Here is an 18091-nt window from a genome sequence, read left to right as displayed (position 1 = left end):
TCTCCACAGGGAGAGACCCAAGACAATTTTGTGAACAGCGCTTACCCTTCCAAAAACGCGGCAAACACTTCATTGGCCAAAAACTTGCCCCGCTCCGTCAGCCGCACACCGACCTCGTCGACGGTGAGCAGGCCGAGAGCCTCGTATTTGCGGATCGGACCGGCAAATACGTCGAGCATCTCCCGCCCGTGCTTGTCCCGAAAGCGGTCATAGCCGACCCCTTCGATCAAGCGCAGGCCGAGCATCATCGTGTCTTCCATCTGATACTGCTCGGAGATCTCCTCCGTCTCGGTGACGGGACGCTGGCCGCCGTTGGTCGTCTCGATGTAGAGGGGCACATCTTTTTGGTTGATGTAGCGCGTGCTGCCGACATAGCCGTGCGCACCGGAACCGGCCGCCATGTACGGCTCGTTGCGCCAGTACACTTGGTTGTGGCGAGAGCGATGGCCCGGCTTGGCAAAGTTGGAGATCTCGTACATCTCGCAGCCTGCGCCTTGCAGCCTGTCCATGACGAGCTGATACATCCGCACCTCGTCCTCTTCCGGCGGCAGGATCAATTGACCCCGGTTGTGCCACGTGTAAAACGGGGTGCCCTCCTCCACTTTGAGCGAGTAGGCGGACACATGCTCCGGCCCGAGGTCCAGCAGCGCGTTGATGCTCGTTTCCAGCGTCTCGACGCTCTGACCTGGCAGGCCGAACATCAAGTCGAGGTTGATCGAGCCAAAGCCCGCCTGCCGCGCCAGCTCCCACGAACGGTACACCGCGTCGCGGTCGTGCAGGCGGCCGAGCTTGACGAGCAGGTCGTTGTCAAAGCTCTGCACGCCAAAGCTCAGGCGGTTGACACCGCCGTCGCGCAGCACTTGCAATTTTTCCAGATCGACCGTGCCGGGGTTGGCCTCCGAAGAGACCTCCGCCCCGTCGGCCAGCCGGAAATGCTTGTGCAGGAGCGAGACCATGCGCTCGCTCTGCCGCGTGTTGAAGATCGTCGGAGTGCCGCCGCCGAAAAACACAGTCTGCAACGGATCGTGGTCGTACGACGCCGCCACCAGTTCCAACTCGCGGTCGAGGCCGTCCAGATAGCGATCCATCACGTCCGGCGTGGAGACGTATGAGTTGAAGTCGCAGTAGTAGCACTTCGACGCGCAAAACGGGATGTGAATGTAGAGCGAGGAGACGCGCATCAGAACATCATCCGCACCGATTCGATCGGCGACTCCACTTGGAACGTCATGCGCGGCATGCTCATCTGTGCGCCGACTTTCAGCAGGTGGGCCCGTTCTTTGTAATACGCGATCACCGCGTCAATCGACTCGCCGTCCTCTTCGCGGATCTTCTCCAGTCGACCGAGGATCATCTCCGCCAGCTCTTCCGGTTTTTCTTCCATCTCCGGACGCTGCGTGCGGGTGCCGTCGATCTCCACGACGACGGTCGACTCCCACGGCATGCGGTGTGCTTGGTCGAAGTAGCCGATCACTTCCGGAGTGAGGTGGGCTTGGTTGGTCCAGTCCAGCGCAAAGGAGAACAGGGTGACGTTCGGGTTGTGCGCAATGTGACCGGCCACCGCATCGACGTCTGCCGTCCAGTCGGCGACCATCAGCCCTTTGCGCTCCGATTGCAGCGTTTCGACCGGTGCGAGCGGGATCTCCAGCATCTTCGACAGGGCGAACGCCAGCGGTGCGGCGTTGTAGGAAGCCGGGATGATGTACTCAAACTGCGGGAAGCCCGGCACTTCGCGGATCAGGCGGGTGAACGTCTCCATGATGATCGCAAGGGAGCCAAAGCCATAGTTGATAAACACATAGCGGCCGTTCAGATCGCCGTCATCGCCGAGGTCTTCCTTGGACAGGCGCAGCAGCGGCGTGCCGTACTGGATGAAGTGCCAGTCGCGGACCGTCTGCGGCTCCGGAAACGCTTCATAGCGCGTCATCATGTCCTTGAGCATCTGGAGGGTCGGCGGCTTTTCTTCGCCGGTCGTCTCGAAATGACGATCCATGTAGCCGATCAGTTGCTCCGTGATCGAGATGTCGTTTTGGAGCAGCGCGACATAGCCGAGGTAGTAGGCGGTCGCCGGGGACTGCTCCAGTTCATAGGCATACTCGAAATGACGGCGGGCTGCCGGAATGTCAAACTCTTTCATGTACGCATAGCCCAGTTCAAAGTTGACGGCGGCCGCCATCGGCACCATCTCCGAGACGCGCAGCAGCGGGTTGATCGCCACGCCGTACATCTTGTCCTTCATCAGGGCGCGGGCCAGTTCAAACAGCGGCTGCGGGTCGTTCGGATTGAACGCCACCTTTTCAAACAGTTCGGCTGCGTCGCCCATGCCCATCATGCGGAGCACGAACGCATAGCGTTCATAGATGCGAATGTCAAAATGGTCGAGGCGCAGCGCGTTGTTCAGGATGTCCTGCGCCCGCGAATAGTCCTCTTCCGCCATCAGATCTTCTATGTAACCGAGCAACTCTTCGACTTGTTGCCGGGGTGTCTTCTGTTCTTGGTTCATCTCGTCTGCCATGCTCTCATGACCCCTTTCCCGTATACATCGTCCCTATTGTACCAGAAAAAGGCGTTCGTCACGAACGCCTCCCCCGGTTTGAGTCTTAGTCGATTTTCAAAACGGCCATGAACGCTTCTTGCGGCACTTCGACAGAGCCGACCTGTTTCATGCGCTTCTTGCCTTCTTTTTGCTTTTCGAGCAGCTTGCGTTTGCGCGAGATGTCGCCGCCGTAGCACTTGGCGAGGACGTTTTTGCGCATCGCGCGGATCGTTTCGCGGGCGATGACTTTGTTGCCGATCGCAGCTTGGATCGGCACTTCGAACATCTGGCGCGGGATCAGCTCTTTGAGCTTTTCGCACAGGCCGCGGCCGCGTGCGTACGCTTTGTCGCGATGGACGATGATCGACAGGGCGTCGATCACTTCGCCGTTGAGCATGACGTCCATTTTGACCAGAGCGGATGCCCGGTAGCCGATCAGCTCGTAGTCGAACGACGCGTAGCCTTTCGTGCCGGACTTCAGACGGTCGAAGAAATCATAGACGATCTCCGTCAGCGGCATCTCGTAGATCAGCGTGACGCGGGTCTCGTCGAGGTAGTTCATCGTCACGAACACGCCGCGCTTTTCTTGGCACAGCTCCATGACGACACCGACGAAGTCTTTCGGGACGATGATCGACGCTTTGACGTACGGCTCCTCGACGCGGTCGATGCGCTGCACGTCCGGCATGTTCGACGGGTTGTCGATCTCGATCATCGTGCCGTCGGTGTGATAGACGTGATAGACGACAGACGGCGCGGTCGTGATCAGCGTCAGATCGTACTCACGCTCGAGACGCTCCTGGATGACCTCCATGTGCAGAAGGCCGAGGAAGCCGCAGCGGAAGCCGAAGCCCAGCGCAGACGAAGTCTCCGGCTCATATTTGAGCGCTGCGTCGTTCAGTTCCATTTTTTCCAGTGCGTCACGCAGGTCGTTGTACTGGTTGGTCTCGACCGGGTACAGGCCGCAGAACACCATCGGGTTGATCCCGCGGTAGCCCGGCAGCGGCTCGGCCGTCGGACGCTCGACAGCGGTGACCGTGTCGCCGACGCGGGTGTCGCGAACGTTTTTGATCGACGCGTGGAAATAGCCGACGTCGCCGACCATCAGTTCTTTGACCGGAGTCGCTTTCGGAGAGAGCATGCCGCACTCGATGATCTCGTACTCCGCGCCGGTCGCCATCATGCGGACCTTTTGGCCCGGGCGCATCGTGCCGTTGACGATCCGCACTTGGACGATGACGCCTTTGTACGAGTCAAAGTGCGAATCGAAGATCAACGCTTGGAGCGGCTCGTCCGGGTCGCCTTGCGGAGCCGGCACCTTTTGCACGATCTGTTCGAGGATCTCGCCGATGCCGATGCCCGACTTGGCGGATGCGAGCACCGCGTCGGACGCGTCGAGGCCGATCACATCCTCGATCTCTTGCTTGACGCGCTCCGGCTCGGCAGCCGGCAGGTCGATCTTGTTGACGACCGGGACGATCTCCAGATCGTTCTCCAGCGCGAGGTAGACGTTGGCCAGCGTTTGCGCCTCGATGCCTTGCGCGGCATCGACGACGAGCAGCGCGCCTTCGCAGGCGGCCAGCGAACGCGAGACTTCATAGGTGAAGTCGACGTGGCCCGGCGTGTCGATCAGGTGCAGGATGTAGGTCTCGCCGTCTTGCGCCTTGTAGTTCAGGCGCACCGATTGCAGCTTGATGGTGATCCCGCGCTCCCGCTCGATGTCCATGTTGTCGAGCAACTGGTCTTGCATCTCGCGGGACGTGATCGCCCCGGTATATTCCAAGATCCGGTCTGCCAGCGTGGACTTCCCGTGGTCGATATGTGCGATGATAGAAAAGTTACGAATCTGTTCCTGACGTTTTCTGGCGTCCATTGACGGACATCCCCCTTTAACTCCTTAAAGACAATACTGCTCCCCATTATATCATTCGATGAATTGCAACATCAACAGCAAGAAAAAAAGCTCCGTGCCCGCTCCCGGCACGAAACTTTCAGCGCAGCCACCCGTTCAATTTTTCGAGCAGCGTCTGCGCCCCCGCCTGCATCCAGTCGCCGATGTTCAGCGCGGCGCTGTCGACCAGATCGCCGACGATGCTCTCCTGCCCTTCGAGTTGATCGCTGAGCCGGTCGGCCCACGGGATCTCTGTGGAAGACAGGTCTTTGCCGAGCACTCTCAGGTCCACCTGTCCGTTTTGCGTGCCGGTCACAGCCAACGCTTGCGGGTCGTCGCTGCCCGTCAGCGACTGGATGCCCTTTTCCGCCGACTGGATGCCAAACAGCACCATCAGCGCGAGCATCACCATCAAGATCCCGTACACGGCCGTCTGTTCCATGAGACTTCGCATTGCGATTCCTCCTCTCACCGATTGTTTCCAGTATGTCCAGCGGGAAACAACGCCTATACTTTGCTACCAATCTATGAGGCAGGATTGCTAGATATGACAGACGCACAAATTCCTGCCAAACGCTCACAACTTATCTCTGTGAAACATAGAACATAGTATCCCTAACATCACAAGGAGGAATGTTCAAGATGCTTACAGTGACAACGAACAAAACGAACTATGCGGTGGGCGAGACGGTTGTGATCACCTTGACGTTGACCAACGACACGGGTACGACGCAGACGTACAACTTCAGCTCCTCGCAGCGCTACGACGTGATCATCGGCCGGGGCGGCAACAAAGTCTGGCAGTGGAGCGACGGCCGCTTTTTCGCCCAGATGATGGGCAGCGAGACCCTGCAACCGGGCGAATCCCGCGTCTACACCGTCGAGTGGAACCAAACCAACTCCGCCGGCAACCAAGTCCCGACCGGCACCTACACTGTCGTCGGCCAGATCACGTCCTACAACATGCCTGAGCAAGACTCGACGACCATCACCATCTCGTAATCGCACATCCACCAAAAGAGGTCAACCGGCAGATCGCCGGTTGACCTCTTTCGCGTGATCGCATGACCTCAGTCGGCCTTCCTTCACAGCCCGCCCCCCATTCCACCAACCGCATCAGACTGCCTTCCCTCAGCCACCTGCCGCATCAGTGGGCGTTTCAATCACAGCCCGATCCCATTCCACCGACTCTGTCACCGACCTCATCAGTCGGTCATTCGTTTCCCTTACTGTTTCTGCCCTTCCAACCGCTGCGGCGCAAATCCTTTCTTTTTCAAATACGCAGCCGACACTTTGCTCATCGCTTCTGCTGTGCGCGTCACTTCCGCCATCGTGTTCTCCGGACCGCCGATCTCCAGAATGACCATGTTCGGGTTGAGATCGTGGTTGTAGCGCGTGTCAAATCGGGTGTCGTTCTTTTTCCACACCCCGCGCGACATGCCAGGATACATCTCTTGGATCAAATTGTGCAACTCATACGCCACCGCCTCATTCTTCTCCGCGTGCGGGTTGTTCCCGCCGCCGACGATGAGGTACACCGTCGCATAGTTCTCCTTGTTGATCCCTCGCGTCGTCACCTCCCGCTTGTTAGCATCGCGGTGGATGTCGAAGATCAGTTGCAGATTCTTATTTTCCTTCAACACCTTCTGCACCGTCGGACGGGAGAAATCATACGCCCGGTTAAAGTCGCCTTTCACCCAATAGTCCTCCAGCGTCTGAAGCCCCGCATAGCCTTCCTTTTTCAACCCTTCGATTAACGCAGTGCCCGCTTTCTCGATGTTTTCTTTCGGATGATACGCACGATCCGGATCAGACACCCCCGGCATCGCCGGCAGGAACGACTCCCGGTTGTGGGTGTGATACACATAGACCAGCGGCTCGTTCGACGTCTTGAAATCTTCGACTTTCTCCCGAGGCTTCGCATCTGCGTTTGGCTGCGAGCCTTCCGGGTGCGTGTGTTCCGCAGGCGGAACGTCAAACTCCGGTCCCGGAGTCAGCAGTTGAAACTCGCTGACCGCCATGCCGGGCACTTGTGAACCGACCACCGTCAGCGGATTGCCCGCATCGATATCGGTAAACAGGTAGAGCAGCATATTGGAAAACCCTTTCGGATACACCTTGTTCTCCACCATCGTCACATCCGGCCCCACCGACGCGTACATCGGAATTTCCTGGGAAATCACATGAGAGAGCGAATGGGCCGATATGCTGTGCAACATCTTTCCGGCCAGCCCCTTCTGCCCTCCCGCCAGCAACTGCACCGCGATCACCGACACGATGATCGCAAAAACGGCGATGGCCAGCCCCAACATGATGATCGTCGTCCGTGCTTTGGGTGAGGCCATATTGACCGTATAGGAGCGAAAGCGTCGTTTGCGTTCTTGATCTCGTTTCATGCGCACAGGTCCTCCTCTGTCGGCAACTGTTGCGTATCCTTTGCCTTGTTTCTCCTGATTCTATGAAACGAGATTGCTAGATATGCCGGTCCCTTGCTCCGAAGCCGCGAAAAATACCTGCCCGTTTGTCCGTTTCGACACGCTCTGCCCCCTCATAGACTGCTAATAAAACTTTAAAAAAGGAAGGGAAACCCATGACTGAATGGACCATCGTCCCTTGGGGAGACGTCGAAGGCGACGTGCCGACCGTACCGCCGGAGCTCGACCAACTGGCGGAACAAGTGATCTCCCGCTACGACATGCGCGTGCAGGAGCGGACCCTGATCACCACCAAGCCGGACAAAGGCGGCGCGATCTGGAAGATCCTCACCGACAAAGGCCCGCGCTCCTTGAAAGTGCTGCACCGCACCCCGCCCCGCAGCTTGTTCTCCGTCGGCGCGCAGGAGTACCTCGTCAACAAAGGAGCCCGCGTCCCGGCGCTGATCCCCAATCGCGACGGCGCGCTCTGCTGCGAGTGCGGCGGCAAACTGTGGATCGTCACCGACTGGATCGATCTCACCCCCGCCAGCAAAGTCGACCTCGAAGGTGCCCAAGCCCTCTGCTACGGCCTCGGCGAATTTCACCGCCATTCCCAAGGCTACATGCCGCCTGCCGGAGCGGAGCGCGCTTCCCGTCTGTACGGCTACGAAAAGCAATACATGAAAATCCTCGAAAAAATCAGCTGGTTCCGCGTCATCGCCGCCACCTACTCCGACCACCCGGCCAGCCGGCGACTGCTCGGCATCGTCGACAAATACGAGCAACAAGCCCGTGACGCCCTGCACACTCTGCAAAACGGTCCCTATCCCGCGTTGATCGAACGCGGCGAAGCGGCTTGGGGCCTGGCCCACCAAGACTACGGCTGGTCGAACGGTCAGCAAGGTCCGGGCGGCCTGTGGATCATCGACCTCGACGGTGTCGCCTACGACCTGCCGATCCGCGACCTGCGCAAACTGATCACCTCGACCATGCACGACATGGGCGTGTGGGACCTGACGTGGATGCGCGGCATGATCGACGCCTACAACCAAGCCAACCCGATTGAGCCGGAACTCTATCAGATGCTCTTGATCGATATGGCGATGCCGAACGAATTTTACAAACACATCAAAGAGATCGTCTTTGAGCCGGAACTCTTTTTGAACGATCCCCAAACCGCAGCGCTGCTCGACCACCTCGAAGCCACCGACGCCACCAAATGGGCCGCGTTGAAAGAGCTGGGAGCCGTTATCCAGACCGCCCCGAGCGACTTCAAACCGCGCTATCTGATCCACACCGCCACAGCCGCCTCCGCACACGCCGCCAACCGCAGCCATTCACACGCCGTGCCGTCCCCGCAGTACGCCGGTCTGGCCTCCCCGCCGCCTGCCGCTGCTCCGACCAAGTCGCGTGCTGACTCTAAAACACCTGCCGCTCCTAAAACACCTGCCGCTTCTAGTACACCCGCCAATCCAAAAACACCTGCCGCTAAAACACCTGCCATTCCTAAAACAACTGCCGCTCCTAAAACGCCTGCCGCTCCTGTTCCTTCCGCCGCAAACTCCCCCTCCCTCGACCTGCCGGACATTCCGTCCCTCCTTGACGCACTCGACCTGAAAAATTTCAAGCCAAAGACCGCCAAAACATCCTCGAAAAAATCGGCACCTCCGCGTCCCAAGCCGCTCTCCATGCCTGACAAACGGCCGTTCACCGTCTCGAACCGCACCAAACGACCGGATGAATCGCTGAAACAACGCCGCGCCTACATCGAGTTCACAGCCCGCGCGCTGATCCAAGCGGCCAACCAACCGCTGACCCCGGACCCGCGCATTCAAAAGCTTGTGGAAGCGCTGATCAACCAGCCGCGAAAGGAGAAAAAATAAGTGAACATCCTGATGATCGTCACCGAAAAACTTCCCGTGCCCCCGATCCGCGGCGGCGCGATCCAAACCTACATCTCCGGCATCTCCGAAGGACTGAGCCGCCATCACAGCCTGACCATCCTCGGCCGCACCGACCCGGAGCTGCCGGACAGCGAAACGGTCGGCCGCATCCGCTATGAGCGCATCCCCGGCGGCAATTTCGATCTGTACCGCGAAGGGGTGGAAGCGTTTCTCAAAGACCGCTCCTACGACCTGATCCACATTTTCAACCGCCCCTTGATGGTCGAGACCGTGCGCCGCGCCGCACCCCATGCCCGCCTCATCCTGAGCATGCACAACGACATGTTCCTCCCCGGCAAGATCGCGCCCGAGCAGGCCGCCCTCGCCATCCAAGAGGTCGAGCGCATCGTCACCGTCAGCGACTACGTCGGCCGCGCCATCTGCGACGACTACCCGCAGGCCGCCGACAAACTGCGCACCGTCTATTCCGGCGTCGACCTCGCCCGCTACCGGACTGGCTCCTCGTCCCGGCAGATCCGCGAGCAACTGCGCCGCGAACACGGTCTGACCGGCAAAAAAGTCGTCCTCTTCGTCGGCCGCCTCTCACCGAAAAAAGGCGCCGACATGCTCGTGCGCGCCATGTACCCGCTCGCCAAAAAGCACCCGGACGCCGCCCTCGTCATCGTCGGCGGCCGCTGGTTCAGCGACAACTCGATCTCCGACTATGTCGCCTACATCCGCGCCCTCGCCGCCCGCGCGCCGCTGCCCGTCATCTCGACCGGCTACATCGATGCGGCTCAGATCCACCATTGGTTCTGGGCCGGTGACCTGTTCGTCTGCCCGTCCTTGTGGATGGAACCGCTGGCCCGCGTCCACTACGAAGCGATGGCCGCCGAACTGCCGATCCTCACCACGAGCCGCGGCGGCAACCCTGAAGTGATCGAGCCCGGTCGAAACGGCTTGATCATCGAGACTCCGGAACAGCCGGACGAGATCGCCCAAAAAATATCCGAACTGCTGTCCAATCCGGCCAAGATGAAAGCGATGGGCCAGTACGGCCGTCGGCTGGCCGAGCAAAAATACGGCTGGGAGCGGGTTGTCGCCGACATCCTGAGCGTTTGGAAATGAACCGCATCCTCGTCACCGGCTGCGCGGGATTTATCGGCTCGCACCTCTCCGAACGCCTGCTGCGCGAAGGATACGACGTGCTCGGCGTCGACATGTTCGGCCCGAACTACGAGCGTTGGATCAAAGAGCGCAACCTCGCCGACCTGCTCCGCCACCCTCATTTCACTTTCCGGGAACTGAACCTGCGCCACGCCGACATGCCGCAGTTGCTCGACGGCGTGGAGGGCGTCTTTCACCAAGCCGCCCTCCCCGGCGTGCGCACCTCCTGGGGCCGCGACTTCGCCGACTACGTCGATCACAACATCCTCGTCACCCAATCTCTGCTCGAAGCGGTCAAAGCGAGCCCCACCGTCAAAAAACTGATCTACGCCTCCTCGTCTTCCGTCTACGGCAACATGTCCGGACCGACCGACGAGACACGCCCGACGCAGCCGCTCTCCCCGTACGGCGTCACCAAACTATCGGCCGAACAGCTCTGCACCCTCTACGCCAAAAACTTCGGACTCCCCGTCGTCTCGCTCCGCTACTTCACCGTCTACGGACCGCGCCAACGGCCGGACATGGCGTTTCACAAATTCATCCGCCAGATCCTCACCGACCAGCCGCTCTTGATCTACGGTGACGGGCATCAGAGCCGCGACTTCACTTTCGTCGACGACGCCATCGCCGCCAACCTCGCCGCCCTCGATACGCAGCAGAACGGCATCGCTTACAACATCGGCGGCCGCGACCGACTGCGCCTGCTCGACGTCATCCGCATCATCGAAACGCACACCGGCAAAAAAGCCCGCCTCCAACACCTCCCGCAACAGCCGGGCGACCCGCGCCACACGTGGGCAGACATCTGCAAAGCCAAAACGGAGCTCGCCTACTCCCCGCTCTTCGACCTCGAACTCGGCCTCTACCTGCAGATCCAAGACATCAAACGCCTTTACAACCTGCCCTGACCCACAAAAAAACGACATGAGAAAAGCCTCTTCCTTCACCGGAAGAGGCTTTCCTCATGTCCCATCCTTCGCCCGCTCCTCTCCTGCGGTCAGCCACCGCACCTGCGACAGATCCCCGATCAGCAGTTCGACCGACTCTCCGGCCGCCGCTGTCCGCCCTTCCAGACGGCTGCGTGCCCCGAGGATGCTGCGACGCATCGGCACCTCCACATGCGCCACCCGCGCCCCTTGCAGCACCAGGCTGTCCTCGATCCGACAGTCGATCAGCTCGCACTGATCCTGCACCGACACATACGGCCCGATCACCGCGTCTTTGAGGCGGCATCCGTCGCCGATCTGCACCGGTCCGCGCAGCACGACGTTTTCCAAAGACGTGTCCGCCCCGACCTGCACAGCCGCACCCTGCTCCGCCTCCAACATCCAGCGGTTCGCCGCCAGCCAACGCGGCACCGTCCCGACATCGAAGTACGGCCGCTGCGTCACCGAAAACGCCACGGGTCGCCCGTCGGTGATCAGCGTCTGAATCGCATCGGTGATCTCGTACTCGCCTCTCGCCGACGGCTGCAACCGGCGGATCGCCTCAAAGATCGACGCTCGAAACGCATACGCCCCGATCACCGCCAGATCGCTCTTTGGCTGAGCGGGCTTCTCCGTCAACCGGACGATCCGCTCGCCCTCGACCTCGGCGATGCCGTACTCCTGCGGCTTTTCCACCCGGGCCAGCAAAACGGACGCCTCCTTCCCGCGAAACGACCCGAGCATCGTCGACAGCGGCTCCGCAATCAGATTGTCCCCGAGCAGCAACACGAACGGCGAGCGGCGCAAAAAAGATTTGGCCGCCATCAGCGCATGGGCGATCCCGCGCGGCTCCTTCTGATACAGAAGTCGCAACTTCGCGCCTTGATAGGCCCGTACATAGTCCTCCAACCGCTTCTGCGCCGGATTGATCACCACCGCGATCTCCTCGATACCCGCCGCCTGCATCTTGCGGATGCAATGGTCGAGCAACGGCCGGTTGGCCACCGGCAACAGCGTCTTTGGCATCGTATACGAGAACGGCTGCATCCGCGTCCCGTTACCGGCGCACAGAATCACACCCTTCATCGCAATCGCCCCTTTCCGACGCCGTAATACCGCCAGCCTGCCGCCGTCATCTTGTCAGCATCCAGCGCATTTCGCCCGTCAAAGACGATGCCCTCCTTGACCTGTCCGAACGCCCGCTGCCAGTCCAATTCGACCAACTCCTGCCACTCCGTCACCAACAACACCGCCTCCGCCCGCTCCATCGCCGCATACGCATCCGATGCATACACGACGCTCGGTACAAGTTTGCGCACCGCCGCCATGCCCTGCGGATCATACGCGCAGACCTGCGCGCCTTCGTCCAGCAGTGCCGCCAAGATCCGCAACGCCGGCGCCTCGCGGATATCATCCGTCCCCGGCTTAAACGTCAGCCCGAGCACCGCGACCCGCTTCCCGGCCAAGTCCCCGAGCACCCGGCGCACCTTTTCCAGATACCACCCCGTCTGCGTCCGGTTCACCTCGGCCACCGATTCCAGCAGTCCGAGCCGCTCGCCGTTCACGCGGGCGAGATGGAGCAGCGCATCGACATCTTTCGGAAAGCACGACCCGCCATACCCGACCCCGGCCTGCAAAAACGCCTGCCCGATCCGGCCGTCCATCCCCATCCCGCGCGCCACCTGCGCGATATCCGCGCCTGTCCGCTCACACAGCCGGGCCAGTTCATTCACAAACGAGATCTTCGTCGCCAAAAACGCATTCGACGCGTACTTGATCATCTCCGCATCCCGCACGGTCGTCCACAGCACCGGCGCGACCACATCCGCATACAACCGCGCCATCACCTCACGCGCCCGCTGCGACGCTGCCCCGATCACCACGCGGTCCGGGTGCAACGCATCCTCAAGCGCCTTGCCCTCGCGCAGAAACTCCGGGTTGGACACCACATCGAACGGCACATCCGCACCGCGCCCTTGCAATTCTTGCAACACGATCTCCTCGACGCGCTCGCCGGTTCCCACCGGCACCGTGCTTTTGTTCACCACCACCGTATAGTCGGTGATCGTCCGCCCGATCTGTCTGGCCACCTCCCACACCGCAGTCAAATCGGCCGACCCGTCCGGGGCAGACGGCGTGCCAACCGCTGTAAACACCACCTCACAGTCCCGAATCGCCTGCGACCCGTTCCCGGTAAATCTCAACCTTCCTGCCGCGATCATCTCCCGCAACAGGTCTTCCAGCCCGCTTTCAAAAAAAGGCAGAGTCCCTCTCCCGAGCAACTCCGCCTTTCGCGGGTCAGCATCCACCCCGACTACATCATGTCCCAAGGCGGCCAACGTCACAGATGTCGTCGCGCCCACATAGCCTGTCCCGATCACGCACACCTTCATCGCTACCTCATACCCTCACTCTGCAAGTATTTGTCCTACAGTCTATGAGGAGAGCCGATTGCCGGAAACGGTCGTTTCGTACAATTCACACCTCATGCCAAAAAGAGATGCCACCAGAATCATGGCATCTCTTTTCTTCTTATATAACTAACTCTAATGCGTATACATCGTCGCATCATCCATCGATATCGCCTCATGCAACGCCACGTTCAGTCCGTTCGCGATCACGTTGGCCACGTCTTCGATAAACGTGTCCACTTCCTTCGGCGTGACCATCAAGTTGTTCCCGAGCGGTTGGAGCAGTTCGAAGATCAGCTGCTTCTTCTCCTGCTCATTAAAATTCGCCATCAGTTTCGTCATCCCGTTGTTCGGCACATCCTGCTCCAGACGGTTGACGATCAGATCCATCGCGTCGCTTGTGATCGTCACCGCATCGACCACCGTCGGCACCCCGACAGCAATCACCGGGACACCGAGCGACTTCTTATTCAATCCCTTGCGCTTGTTCCCGACCCCCGCCCCTGGCGAGATGCCGACATCGGCGATCTGAATCGTCGTATTCACCCGCTCCAGCGATCTGGCCGCCAGCGCGTCCACGCAGATCACCAGATCCGGCTTGACCTTTTTCACAATCCCGTGCACGATCTCGCTGGTCTCGATCCCGGTGATGCCCATCACGCCCGGTGCGACCGCCGCTACGGGCCGGTAGCCGCCTTGATTGACGACTTCCGGCATGTGTTCATACAGGTGCCGCGTCACGAACAGATTGTCGCACACGAGCGGCCCGAGGGCGTCTGGCGTGACCTTGCGATTGCCAAGGCCGATCACCAGCACCGTCGACTCCGGGGTGAGCCCGGCAAATTGGCGAAACTCGGCGGCCAACGTCTGTGCCACACGCTTTTGCAAGTCTGTATCCTTGTAGCGCAGTCCGGGAACTTCCAGCGTCAAATAGTTCCCGACCATCTTGCCCATGATCTTCGAGCCCATCTCATTTTCAATTGACAGCCGGGTGATCGTGATCCCGTCCAGCTCCTCGGTCGAACTCTGCACGCCGGGGATCGAGCCGCCATGCTCCGGCGAAAAGATCTGATGTGCCTCCAGCGCCAGATCGGTATTGACGCTGTACGAATTCCAGTCGATCTCCACCGGCTGTTGCTCCTGTCGCTTGTACCGCATTTCCCTTGCCACGGCTACCACCTCTTCTTCTCGATCTAGACTGTTCCTAGGTTGCGAACCGCCATGTCAAAATATGCAATTCGCCCGAAGCCTTGCAATCTACGTATGGGCATGCTAAAATATCCATTGTCCTTTTAGAGGGATATGTAGCATGAAGATGGAGGTGAATCATAGATGCCGAACATTAAATCCGCCGTGAAACGCGTGAAGACCATCAGCACCCGCACCCTGCGCAACGCTGCTGCGAAATCCGCTCTCCGCACTTCGATCAAGAAGTACGAGCTGGCTCTCGCGTCCAACGATGCAAACGCTCCGGCGCTGCTCAAAGCAGCTTGCCGTTCTCTGGATAAGGCTGTTACCAAAGGCCTGCTGCACAAGAACACCGCAGCTCGCAAGAAATCCCGCCTGACCAAGAAGCTGAACAAAACCGCTTAATTTTTCAAGTCTTTGGCGCCAAAGACCTGAATCAGCGGCCGACAAAAACGACCCTGCGATCTCGCGAGGGTCGTTTTTTTATAGATGCGGCCGGTTGCCGTCCTGTTGCTGTTGTTCGTTCATCATCTGCATCTGGGCGAGCGCGATCAATTTGCGCACCATCTGCCCGCCTATCGGACCGCCGACCTTGCCCGCTTGCTCGGCGGTGAGTTGGGAATTGTCCCCTTGCACCAGCGGCACGTTCTGCCGTCTGGCCGATTCAAAGACGGCTTGTTCCGCAGTGGCTGTGTTCATCACTTCGCTCTTGAGCCGGTCGAGTGCCTCCCGCGCCTCGGGCACGAGCACTTTTCTGCGTCTGTTGCGAGCCATAGCCCGTCACCTCCACGCTTATCGTGCCCCCGCCGACGCTCCTCTACCCGCCTTTTGCGGCAGGGTCAGCAAAAACATCTCCAGTGCCGCCCGGTCGCCGATCTGCCCGGTCTTGATCTTGTAGTCGAGGTCGGCCAGTTCAAACAGCAGCCGCTCCAGTTGCTTCGGCGTGTAGGAATGCCCTTGCTCGCCTGCGATCTTTGCCGCGTACGGATGCACGCCGATCTGCTGCGCCACCTGCTGCATCGTGTAGCCGCGCCCGGTCTGCACCTTGATCTGGAACATGATCCGGATCTGGCGGGTGATCAGAAACAGCAGCTTGATCGGCTCCTCGCGATTTTTCAGCAGATCGTACATCATCCGCATCGCCCGGTCGACGCGCAGCCGCACCACTTCATCGATAAAGACAAACACGTTCTGCTCCATCGTCCGCGTCGCCAGATCGTCGACCACTTCCTCCGTGATCGTGCCGCCTTCGCCCGCGTACAGGGCCAGTTTCTCGATCTCGCTGCGCAGCAGACGCAGATTGGTCCCCACCGACAAGATCAGACGGTTGACCCCGTCGCCGGTGATCGCCGCCTTTTGCCGCTTCACCTCGCCGATCACCCAGTCCCGGCACTCGTTTTCCTTCAACGCTTGAAACGGCACCACAACGGCCGTTTTCTGCGCCGTCTTGGTCAGCTTTTTGCGCTCGTCCAATTTTTCCGCGCCCACGGTGATCACCACCGTCGAGTACGGAGCCGGATTTTCCAGATACGCTTGCAACGCGTCCGTATTGTGATCAACACGCGGCGACTTGGCGGTCGTAAACGCGCCGCAGTTGTGGATCAGTACAAATTTGCGCTCCGACATAAACGGCAGCGTCTCGGCCTCCTGCACCGCCAGTTGCACCGGCTGTTCATCGTAGTGGAACTTCATGCTGTTAAAATCGTCGATCCCCCCCGGCAGAGCCCGCTGCTGGATTGAGGTCACCATCTCGTCGATCAAGAGCGCCTCCATGCCGTAGAGCAGATACACCGGCTGCACGATCCCCTTTTTCAATTCCTGCATCACGTCGCGGATACTGCGAACCATAGGAAAAAGGCACTCCTCTCCATGCTTCCATTCTGAAAGCATTGTAAGAGAAGTGCCCCGTTCCGTCAAATCGCGGACAGCCCCAGCACCGCGAACAAGGCGGTCTTCAGCCCGTTCAGCTCCTCCCTGTCCCCCGCTTCCAAATAGATCCGCACCAGCGGCTCTGTGCCCGACGGGCGCACCAGCGTCCACGCTCCGGTGTCAAACACGAGTTTCACCCCGTCGACCGCCGTCTTTTTCGTCACGAGCCACCGATCCAGCCGCTCGGCCGTCCAGTCACGCATCACCGCCAGCACCTGATCCTTCTGCTCAGGCGAGATGCGGGCATCGACGCGCTCGCTGACCGCCGTGCCGTACGTCTGCTCCAACTCGGCGAGCAGTTGTTTCGGCGTGCGGCCGGTTCTTGCTGTCAGCTCCAGCATCAGCAGCCCGACCAGCAGGCCGTCTTTCTCCGGGATGTGCGACGAGATCGACAGGCCGCCGCTCTCCTCGCCGCCGATCCCCGCGCCTTTGAGGATCTCCTGTCCGATATATTTAAATCCGACCGGCGTCTCCACCACCTCAACCCCGTACGCGGCCGCCATCCGGTCGATCCGGTGCGTCGTCGCCACGGTGCGGGCGATCTTTTGCAGGCCGCCTTTGTAGCGCAATTGATCATGGGCGAGCAGGATAAACACCTCGTTTGGCGTCACATACGCCCCGCTCGGATCGATGATCCCAAATCGGTCCGCATCGCCGTCCAGCGCGAGTCCAAGGCTCGCCCCGTGCTCCTGCGTCAGGCGGGCCAGTTCCTCCAGCTCTTCCTCGCACGGCTCCGGCAGCCGACCGCCAAACATCGGGTCCTTGTGATGGCGCAGGCACGCCACCACCTCGACGCCGAGTTCTGCGGCGATCTCCTCCAGATACCCGATCCCCGACCCGTGCATCGGATCGACCACTACCCGCAGTCCCGCCTGCCGGATCACCGCTCCGTCCACCACTTGCTTCAGACGCTCTCCGTAAGGTTGCCTGGGACATTCATAGGCAATGAGCCCTTCCTTCGTCGCTTGAGCCAGCGGCACGACCTGCACCTCGACCTGCCCCGCTTCCACCTCGCGCACATAGCGGGTGATCGCATCTGTGATCTCCGGCGTCGCCGGTCCCGCATAGTCCGGGATAAATTTGATGCCGTTATACTCCGGCGGGTTGTGGCTCGCCGTCACCATCATCGCCCCGGCGAGGCTTCGCTCGGCGATCATCGACGCCACCGCCGGCGTCGGAGCCGGCGCATCGCACAGCCACACGGGAATGCCGTTCGCCGCCAGCACTTCGGCCACCCGCTCGGCAAACAGGCTGCCGAGAAAGCGGTTGTCATAGCCGACGATGATCCCTTTCCCGGTCTGCCCTTCCGCCTTCACGTACATCGCGACCGCCTGCGCGACAATCGCCACATTTGCAAACGTGAACTCTCTTGCGATCACGCCGCGCCAACCGTCTGTTCCAAATTTGATCACGGACATGCAGTGGTCTCTCCCCTTTTCCTCTCAATCACTCCCTCTCCATGTATAGTGGACACCAAAAACCATCATGACTGTTTTTCTTAGTCATTCCGCATGATTCGACGTTTTCTTTGCATCGGACCGTCGTGCGTCACAAACGTGCTCTCGTCATGCGCCCATCCCGACTGTTTGCCGCCTGCTTGGATCGACATCGTATAGGCTCTCACACTGAAATACTCCCACATCGCCGCCAACTTGATATCGAGGTAAAAAAACAAAATCAGCCCACCGACCAGCGTCACATACACCGCCCACATCGAATGATTCACCCCCTTTGCACACAACGTAT

General features: G+C 60.0%; 17 protein-coding genes. 5 read left to right on the top strand and 12 right to left on the bottom strand.

Annotation, left to right across the window (positions count from 1 at the left end; translation table 11 throughout):
• Nucleotides 1-41: 41 nt before the first annotated feature.
• The 4 genes from hemW to OS242_RS12620 form a co-directional block, all read right to left on the bottom strand.
• Nucleotides 42-1181, bottom strand: coding sequence for a radical SAM family heme chaperone HemW (hemW, locus tag OS242_RS12635; protein ID WP_267152058.1), 1140 nt, complete (start codon nt 1179-1181; stop codon nt 42-44).
• Entirely contained in the window at nt 1181-2515 is a 1335-nt protein-coding gene (locus OS242_RS12630; RefSeq protein ID WP_267152057.1) for a tetratricopeptide repeat protein, read from the bottom strand. The genes hemW and OS242_RS12630 overlap by 1 nt, the downstream gene beginning before the upstream one ends.
• Nucleotides 2516-2600: 85 nt before the next feature.
• Complete coding sequence (gene lepA, locus OS242_RS12625) at nt 2601-4409, bottom strand: translation elongation factor 4 (protein ID WP_267152056.1); 1809 nt, start codon at nt 4407-4409, stop codon at nt 2601-2603.
• 118 nt (nt 4410-4527) lie between these two features.
• Nucleotides 4528-4881: a DUF3679 domain-containing protein gene (locus OS242_RS12620; protein WP_267152055.1), complete on the bottom strand. Its 354-nt coding sequence runs from the start codon at nt 4879-4881 to the stop codon at nt 4528-4530.
• Nucleotides 4882-5069: 188 nt separating this feature from the next.
• Here OS242_RS12620 and OS242_RS12615 point away from each other — a divergent pair, with 188 nt between their 5' ends.
• Entirely contained in the window at nt 5070-5429 is a 360-nt protein-coding gene (locus OS242_RS12615) for a BsuPI-related putative proteinase inhibitor (protein WP_267152054.1), read from the top strand.
• Nucleotides 5430-5653: 224 nt separating this feature from the next.
• Here the strand turns inward: OS242_RS12615 and spoIIP are convergent, their stop codons facing one another.
• Complete coding sequence (gene spoIIP, locus OS242_RS12610; RefSeq protein ID WP_267152053.1) at nt 5654-6823, bottom strand: stage II sporulation protein P; 1170 nt, start codon at nt 6821-6823, stop codon at nt 5654-5656.
• 194 nt (nt 6824-7017) lie between these two features.
• On the opposite strand from spoIIP, the gene OS242_RS12605 reads away from it, so the two are divergent.
• Genes OS242_RS12605 through OS242_RS12595 form a run of 3 tightly spaced genes read left to right on the top strand, consistent with a single transcriptional unit; the run spans nt 7018 to nt 10799 of the window.
• Nucleotides 7018-8724, top strand: coding sequence for a CotS family spore coat protein (locus tag OS242_RS12605; protein ID WP_267152052.1), 1707 nt, complete (start codon nt 7018-7020; stop codon nt 8722-8724).
• Nucleotides 8725-9852 carry a glycosyltransferase family 4 protein gene (locus OS242_RS12600; RefSeq protein WP_267152051.1) on the top strand — a complete coding sequence of 376 codons (1128 nt, stop codon included), beginning with the start codon at nt 8725-8727 and terminating at the stop codon, nt 9850-9852.
• Nucleotides 9849-10799, top strand: a complete 951-nt coding sequence (locus OS242_RS12595; RefSeq protein ID WP_267152050.1) for an NAD-dependent epimerase/dehydratase family protein — start codon at nt 9849-9851, stop codon at nt 10797-10799. Before OS242_RS12600 ends, OS242_RS12595 begins: the two co-directional genes overlap by 4 nt.
• A 54-nt stretch (nt 10800-10853) precedes the next feature.
• On the opposite strand, the gene OS242_RS12590 is transcribed toward OS242_RS12595, so the two are convergent.
• The 3 genes from OS242_RS12590 to gpr all read right to left on the bottom strand — a co-directional run bounded on the left by OS242_RS12590 (nt 10854) and on the right by gpr (nt 14386).
• Nucleotides 10854-11903, bottom strand: a complete 1050-nt coding sequence (locus OS242_RS12590) for a sugar phosphate nucleotidyltransferase (protein ID WP_267152049.1) — start codon at nt 11901-11903, stop codon at nt 10854-10856.
• Entirely contained in the window at nt 11900-13210 is a 1311-nt protein-coding gene (locus OS242_RS12585) for a UDP-glucose dehydrogenase family protein (RefSeq protein WP_267152048.1), read from the bottom strand. The genes OS242_RS12590 and OS242_RS12585 overlap by 4 nt, the downstream gene beginning before the upstream one ends.
• A 153-nt stretch (nt 13211-13363) precedes the next feature.
• Nucleotides 13364-14386 carry a GPR endopeptidase gene (gene gpr, locus OS242_RS12580; protein ID WP_267152213.1) on the bottom strand — a complete coding sequence of 341 codons (1023 nt, stop codon included), beginning with the start codon at nt 14384-14386 and terminating at the stop codon, nt 13364-13366.
• 174 nt (nt 14387-14560) lie between these two features.
• Between gpr and rpsT the strand changes: the two genes are divergently transcribed.
• Nucleotides 14561-14821: a 30S ribosomal protein S20 gene (gene rpsT / locus OS242_RS12575; RefSeq protein WP_267152047.1), complete on the top strand. Its 261-nt coding sequence runs from the start codon at nt 14561-14563 to the stop codon at nt 14819-14821.
• 78 nt (nt 14822-14899) lie between these two features.
• On the opposite strand, the gene OS242_RS12570 is transcribed toward rpsT, so the two are convergent.
• The 4 genes from OS242_RS12570 to OS242_RS12555 form a co-directional block, all read right to left on the bottom strand.
• Entirely contained in the window at nt 14900-15190 is a 291-nt protein-coding gene (locus OS242_RS12570) for an alpha/beta-type small acid-soluble spore protein (protein ID WP_267152046.1), read from the bottom strand.
• Between the two features lie 18 nt (nt 15191-15208).
• Complete coding sequence (holA, locus tag OS242_RS12565) at nt 15209-16264, bottom strand: DNA polymerase III subunit delta (protein WP_267152045.1); 1056 nt, start codon at nt 16262-16264, stop codon at nt 15209-15211.
• Between the two features lie 65 nt (nt 16265-16329).
• On the bottom strand, nt 16330-17763 hold the full coding sequence (locus OS242_RS12560) for a phosphohexomutase domain-containing protein (protein ID WP_267152044.1): 1434 nt from the start codon (nt 17761-17763) through the stop codon (nt 16330-16332).
• A gap of 80 nt (nt 17764-17843) precedes the next feature.
• The gene (locus tag OS242_RS12555) at nt 17844-18059 is read right to left on the bottom strand and encodes a hypothetical protein (RefSeq protein WP_267152043.1); all 216 of its coding nucleotides are present in this window, start codon (nt 18057-18059) and stop codon (nt 17844-17846) included.
• Nucleotides 18060-18091 lie beyond the last annotated feature (32 nt).

Source organism: Tumebacillus lacus, from assembly GCF_026410385.1.
Classification (GTDB): domain Bacteria; phylum Bacillota; class Bacilli; order Tumebacillales; family Tumebacillaceae; genus Tumebacillus; species Tumebacillus lacus.
This window is presented reverse-complemented; position numbering and strand designations above follow the sequence as displayed.

What these genes read in the sequence shown, in the direction of transcription:
- gpr (WP_267152213.1), bottom strand. Translation starts at nt 14,386, where the DNA reads ATGCGGTACAAGCGACAGGAGCAACAGCCGGTGGAGATCGACTGGAAT.
- OS242_RS12595 (WP_267152050.1), top strand. Translation starts at nt 9,849, where the DNA reads ATGAACCGCATCCTCGTCACCGGCTGCGCGGGATTTATCGGCTCGCAC.
- OS242_RS12560 (WP_267152044.1), bottom strand. Translation starts at nt 17,763, where the DNA reads ATGTCCGTGATCAAATTTGGAACAGACGGTTGGCGCGGCGTGATCGCA.
- OS242_RS12615 (WP_267152054.1), top strand. Translation starts at nt 5,070, where the DNA reads ATGCTTACAGTGACAACGAACAAAACGAACTATGCGGTGGGCGAGACG.
- lepA (WP_267152056.1), bottom strand. Translation starts at nt 4,409, where the DNA reads ATGGACGCCAGAAAACGTCAGGAACAGATTCGTAACTTTTCTATCATC.
- OS242_RS12605 (WP_267152052.1), top strand. Translation starts at nt 7,018, where the DNA reads ATGACTGAATGGACCATCGTCCCTTGGGGAGACGTCGAAGGCGACGTG.
- OS242_RS12570 (WP_267152046.1), bottom strand. Translation starts at nt 15,190, where the DNA reads ATGGCTCGCAACAGACGCAGAAAAGTGCTCGTGCCCGAGGCGCGGGAG.
- OS242_RS12590 (WP_267152049.1), bottom strand. Translation starts at nt 11,903, where the DNA reads ATGAAGGGTGTGATTCTGTGCGCCGGTAACGGGACGCGGATGCAGCCG.
- rpsT (WP_267152047.1), top strand. Translation starts at nt 14,561, where the DNA reads ATGCCGAACATTAAATCCGCCGTGAAACGCGTGAAGACCATCAGCACC.
- OS242_RS12620 (WP_267152055.1), bottom strand. Translation starts at nt 4,881, where the DNA reads ATGCGAAGTCTCATGGAACAGACGGCCGTGTACGGGATCTTGATGGTG.
- spoIIP (WP_267152053.1), bottom strand. Translation starts at nt 6,823, where the DNA reads ATGAAACGAGATCAAGAACGCAAACGACGCTTTCGCTCCTATACGGTC.
- holA (WP_267152045.1), bottom strand. Translation starts at nt 16,264, where the DNA reads ATGGTTCGCAGTATCCGCGACGTGATGCAGGAATTGAAAAAGGGGATC.
- OS242_RS12630 (WP_267152057.1), bottom strand. Translation starts at nt 2,515, where the DNA reads ATGGCAGACGAGATGAACCAAGAACAGAAGACACCCCGGCAACAAGTC.
- hemW (WP_267152058.1), bottom strand. Translation starts at nt 1,181, where the DNA reads ATGCGCGTCTCCTCGCTCTACATTCACATCCCGTTTTGCGCGTCGAAG.
- OS242_RS12585 (WP_267152048.1), bottom strand. Translation starts at nt 13,210, where the DNA reads ATGAAGGTGTGCGTGATCGGGACAGGCTATGTGGGCGCGACGACATCT.
- OS242_RS12555 (WP_267152043.1), bottom strand. Translation starts at nt 18,059, where the DNA reads ATGTGGGCGGTGTATGTGACGCTGGTCGGTGGGCTGATTTTGTTTTTT.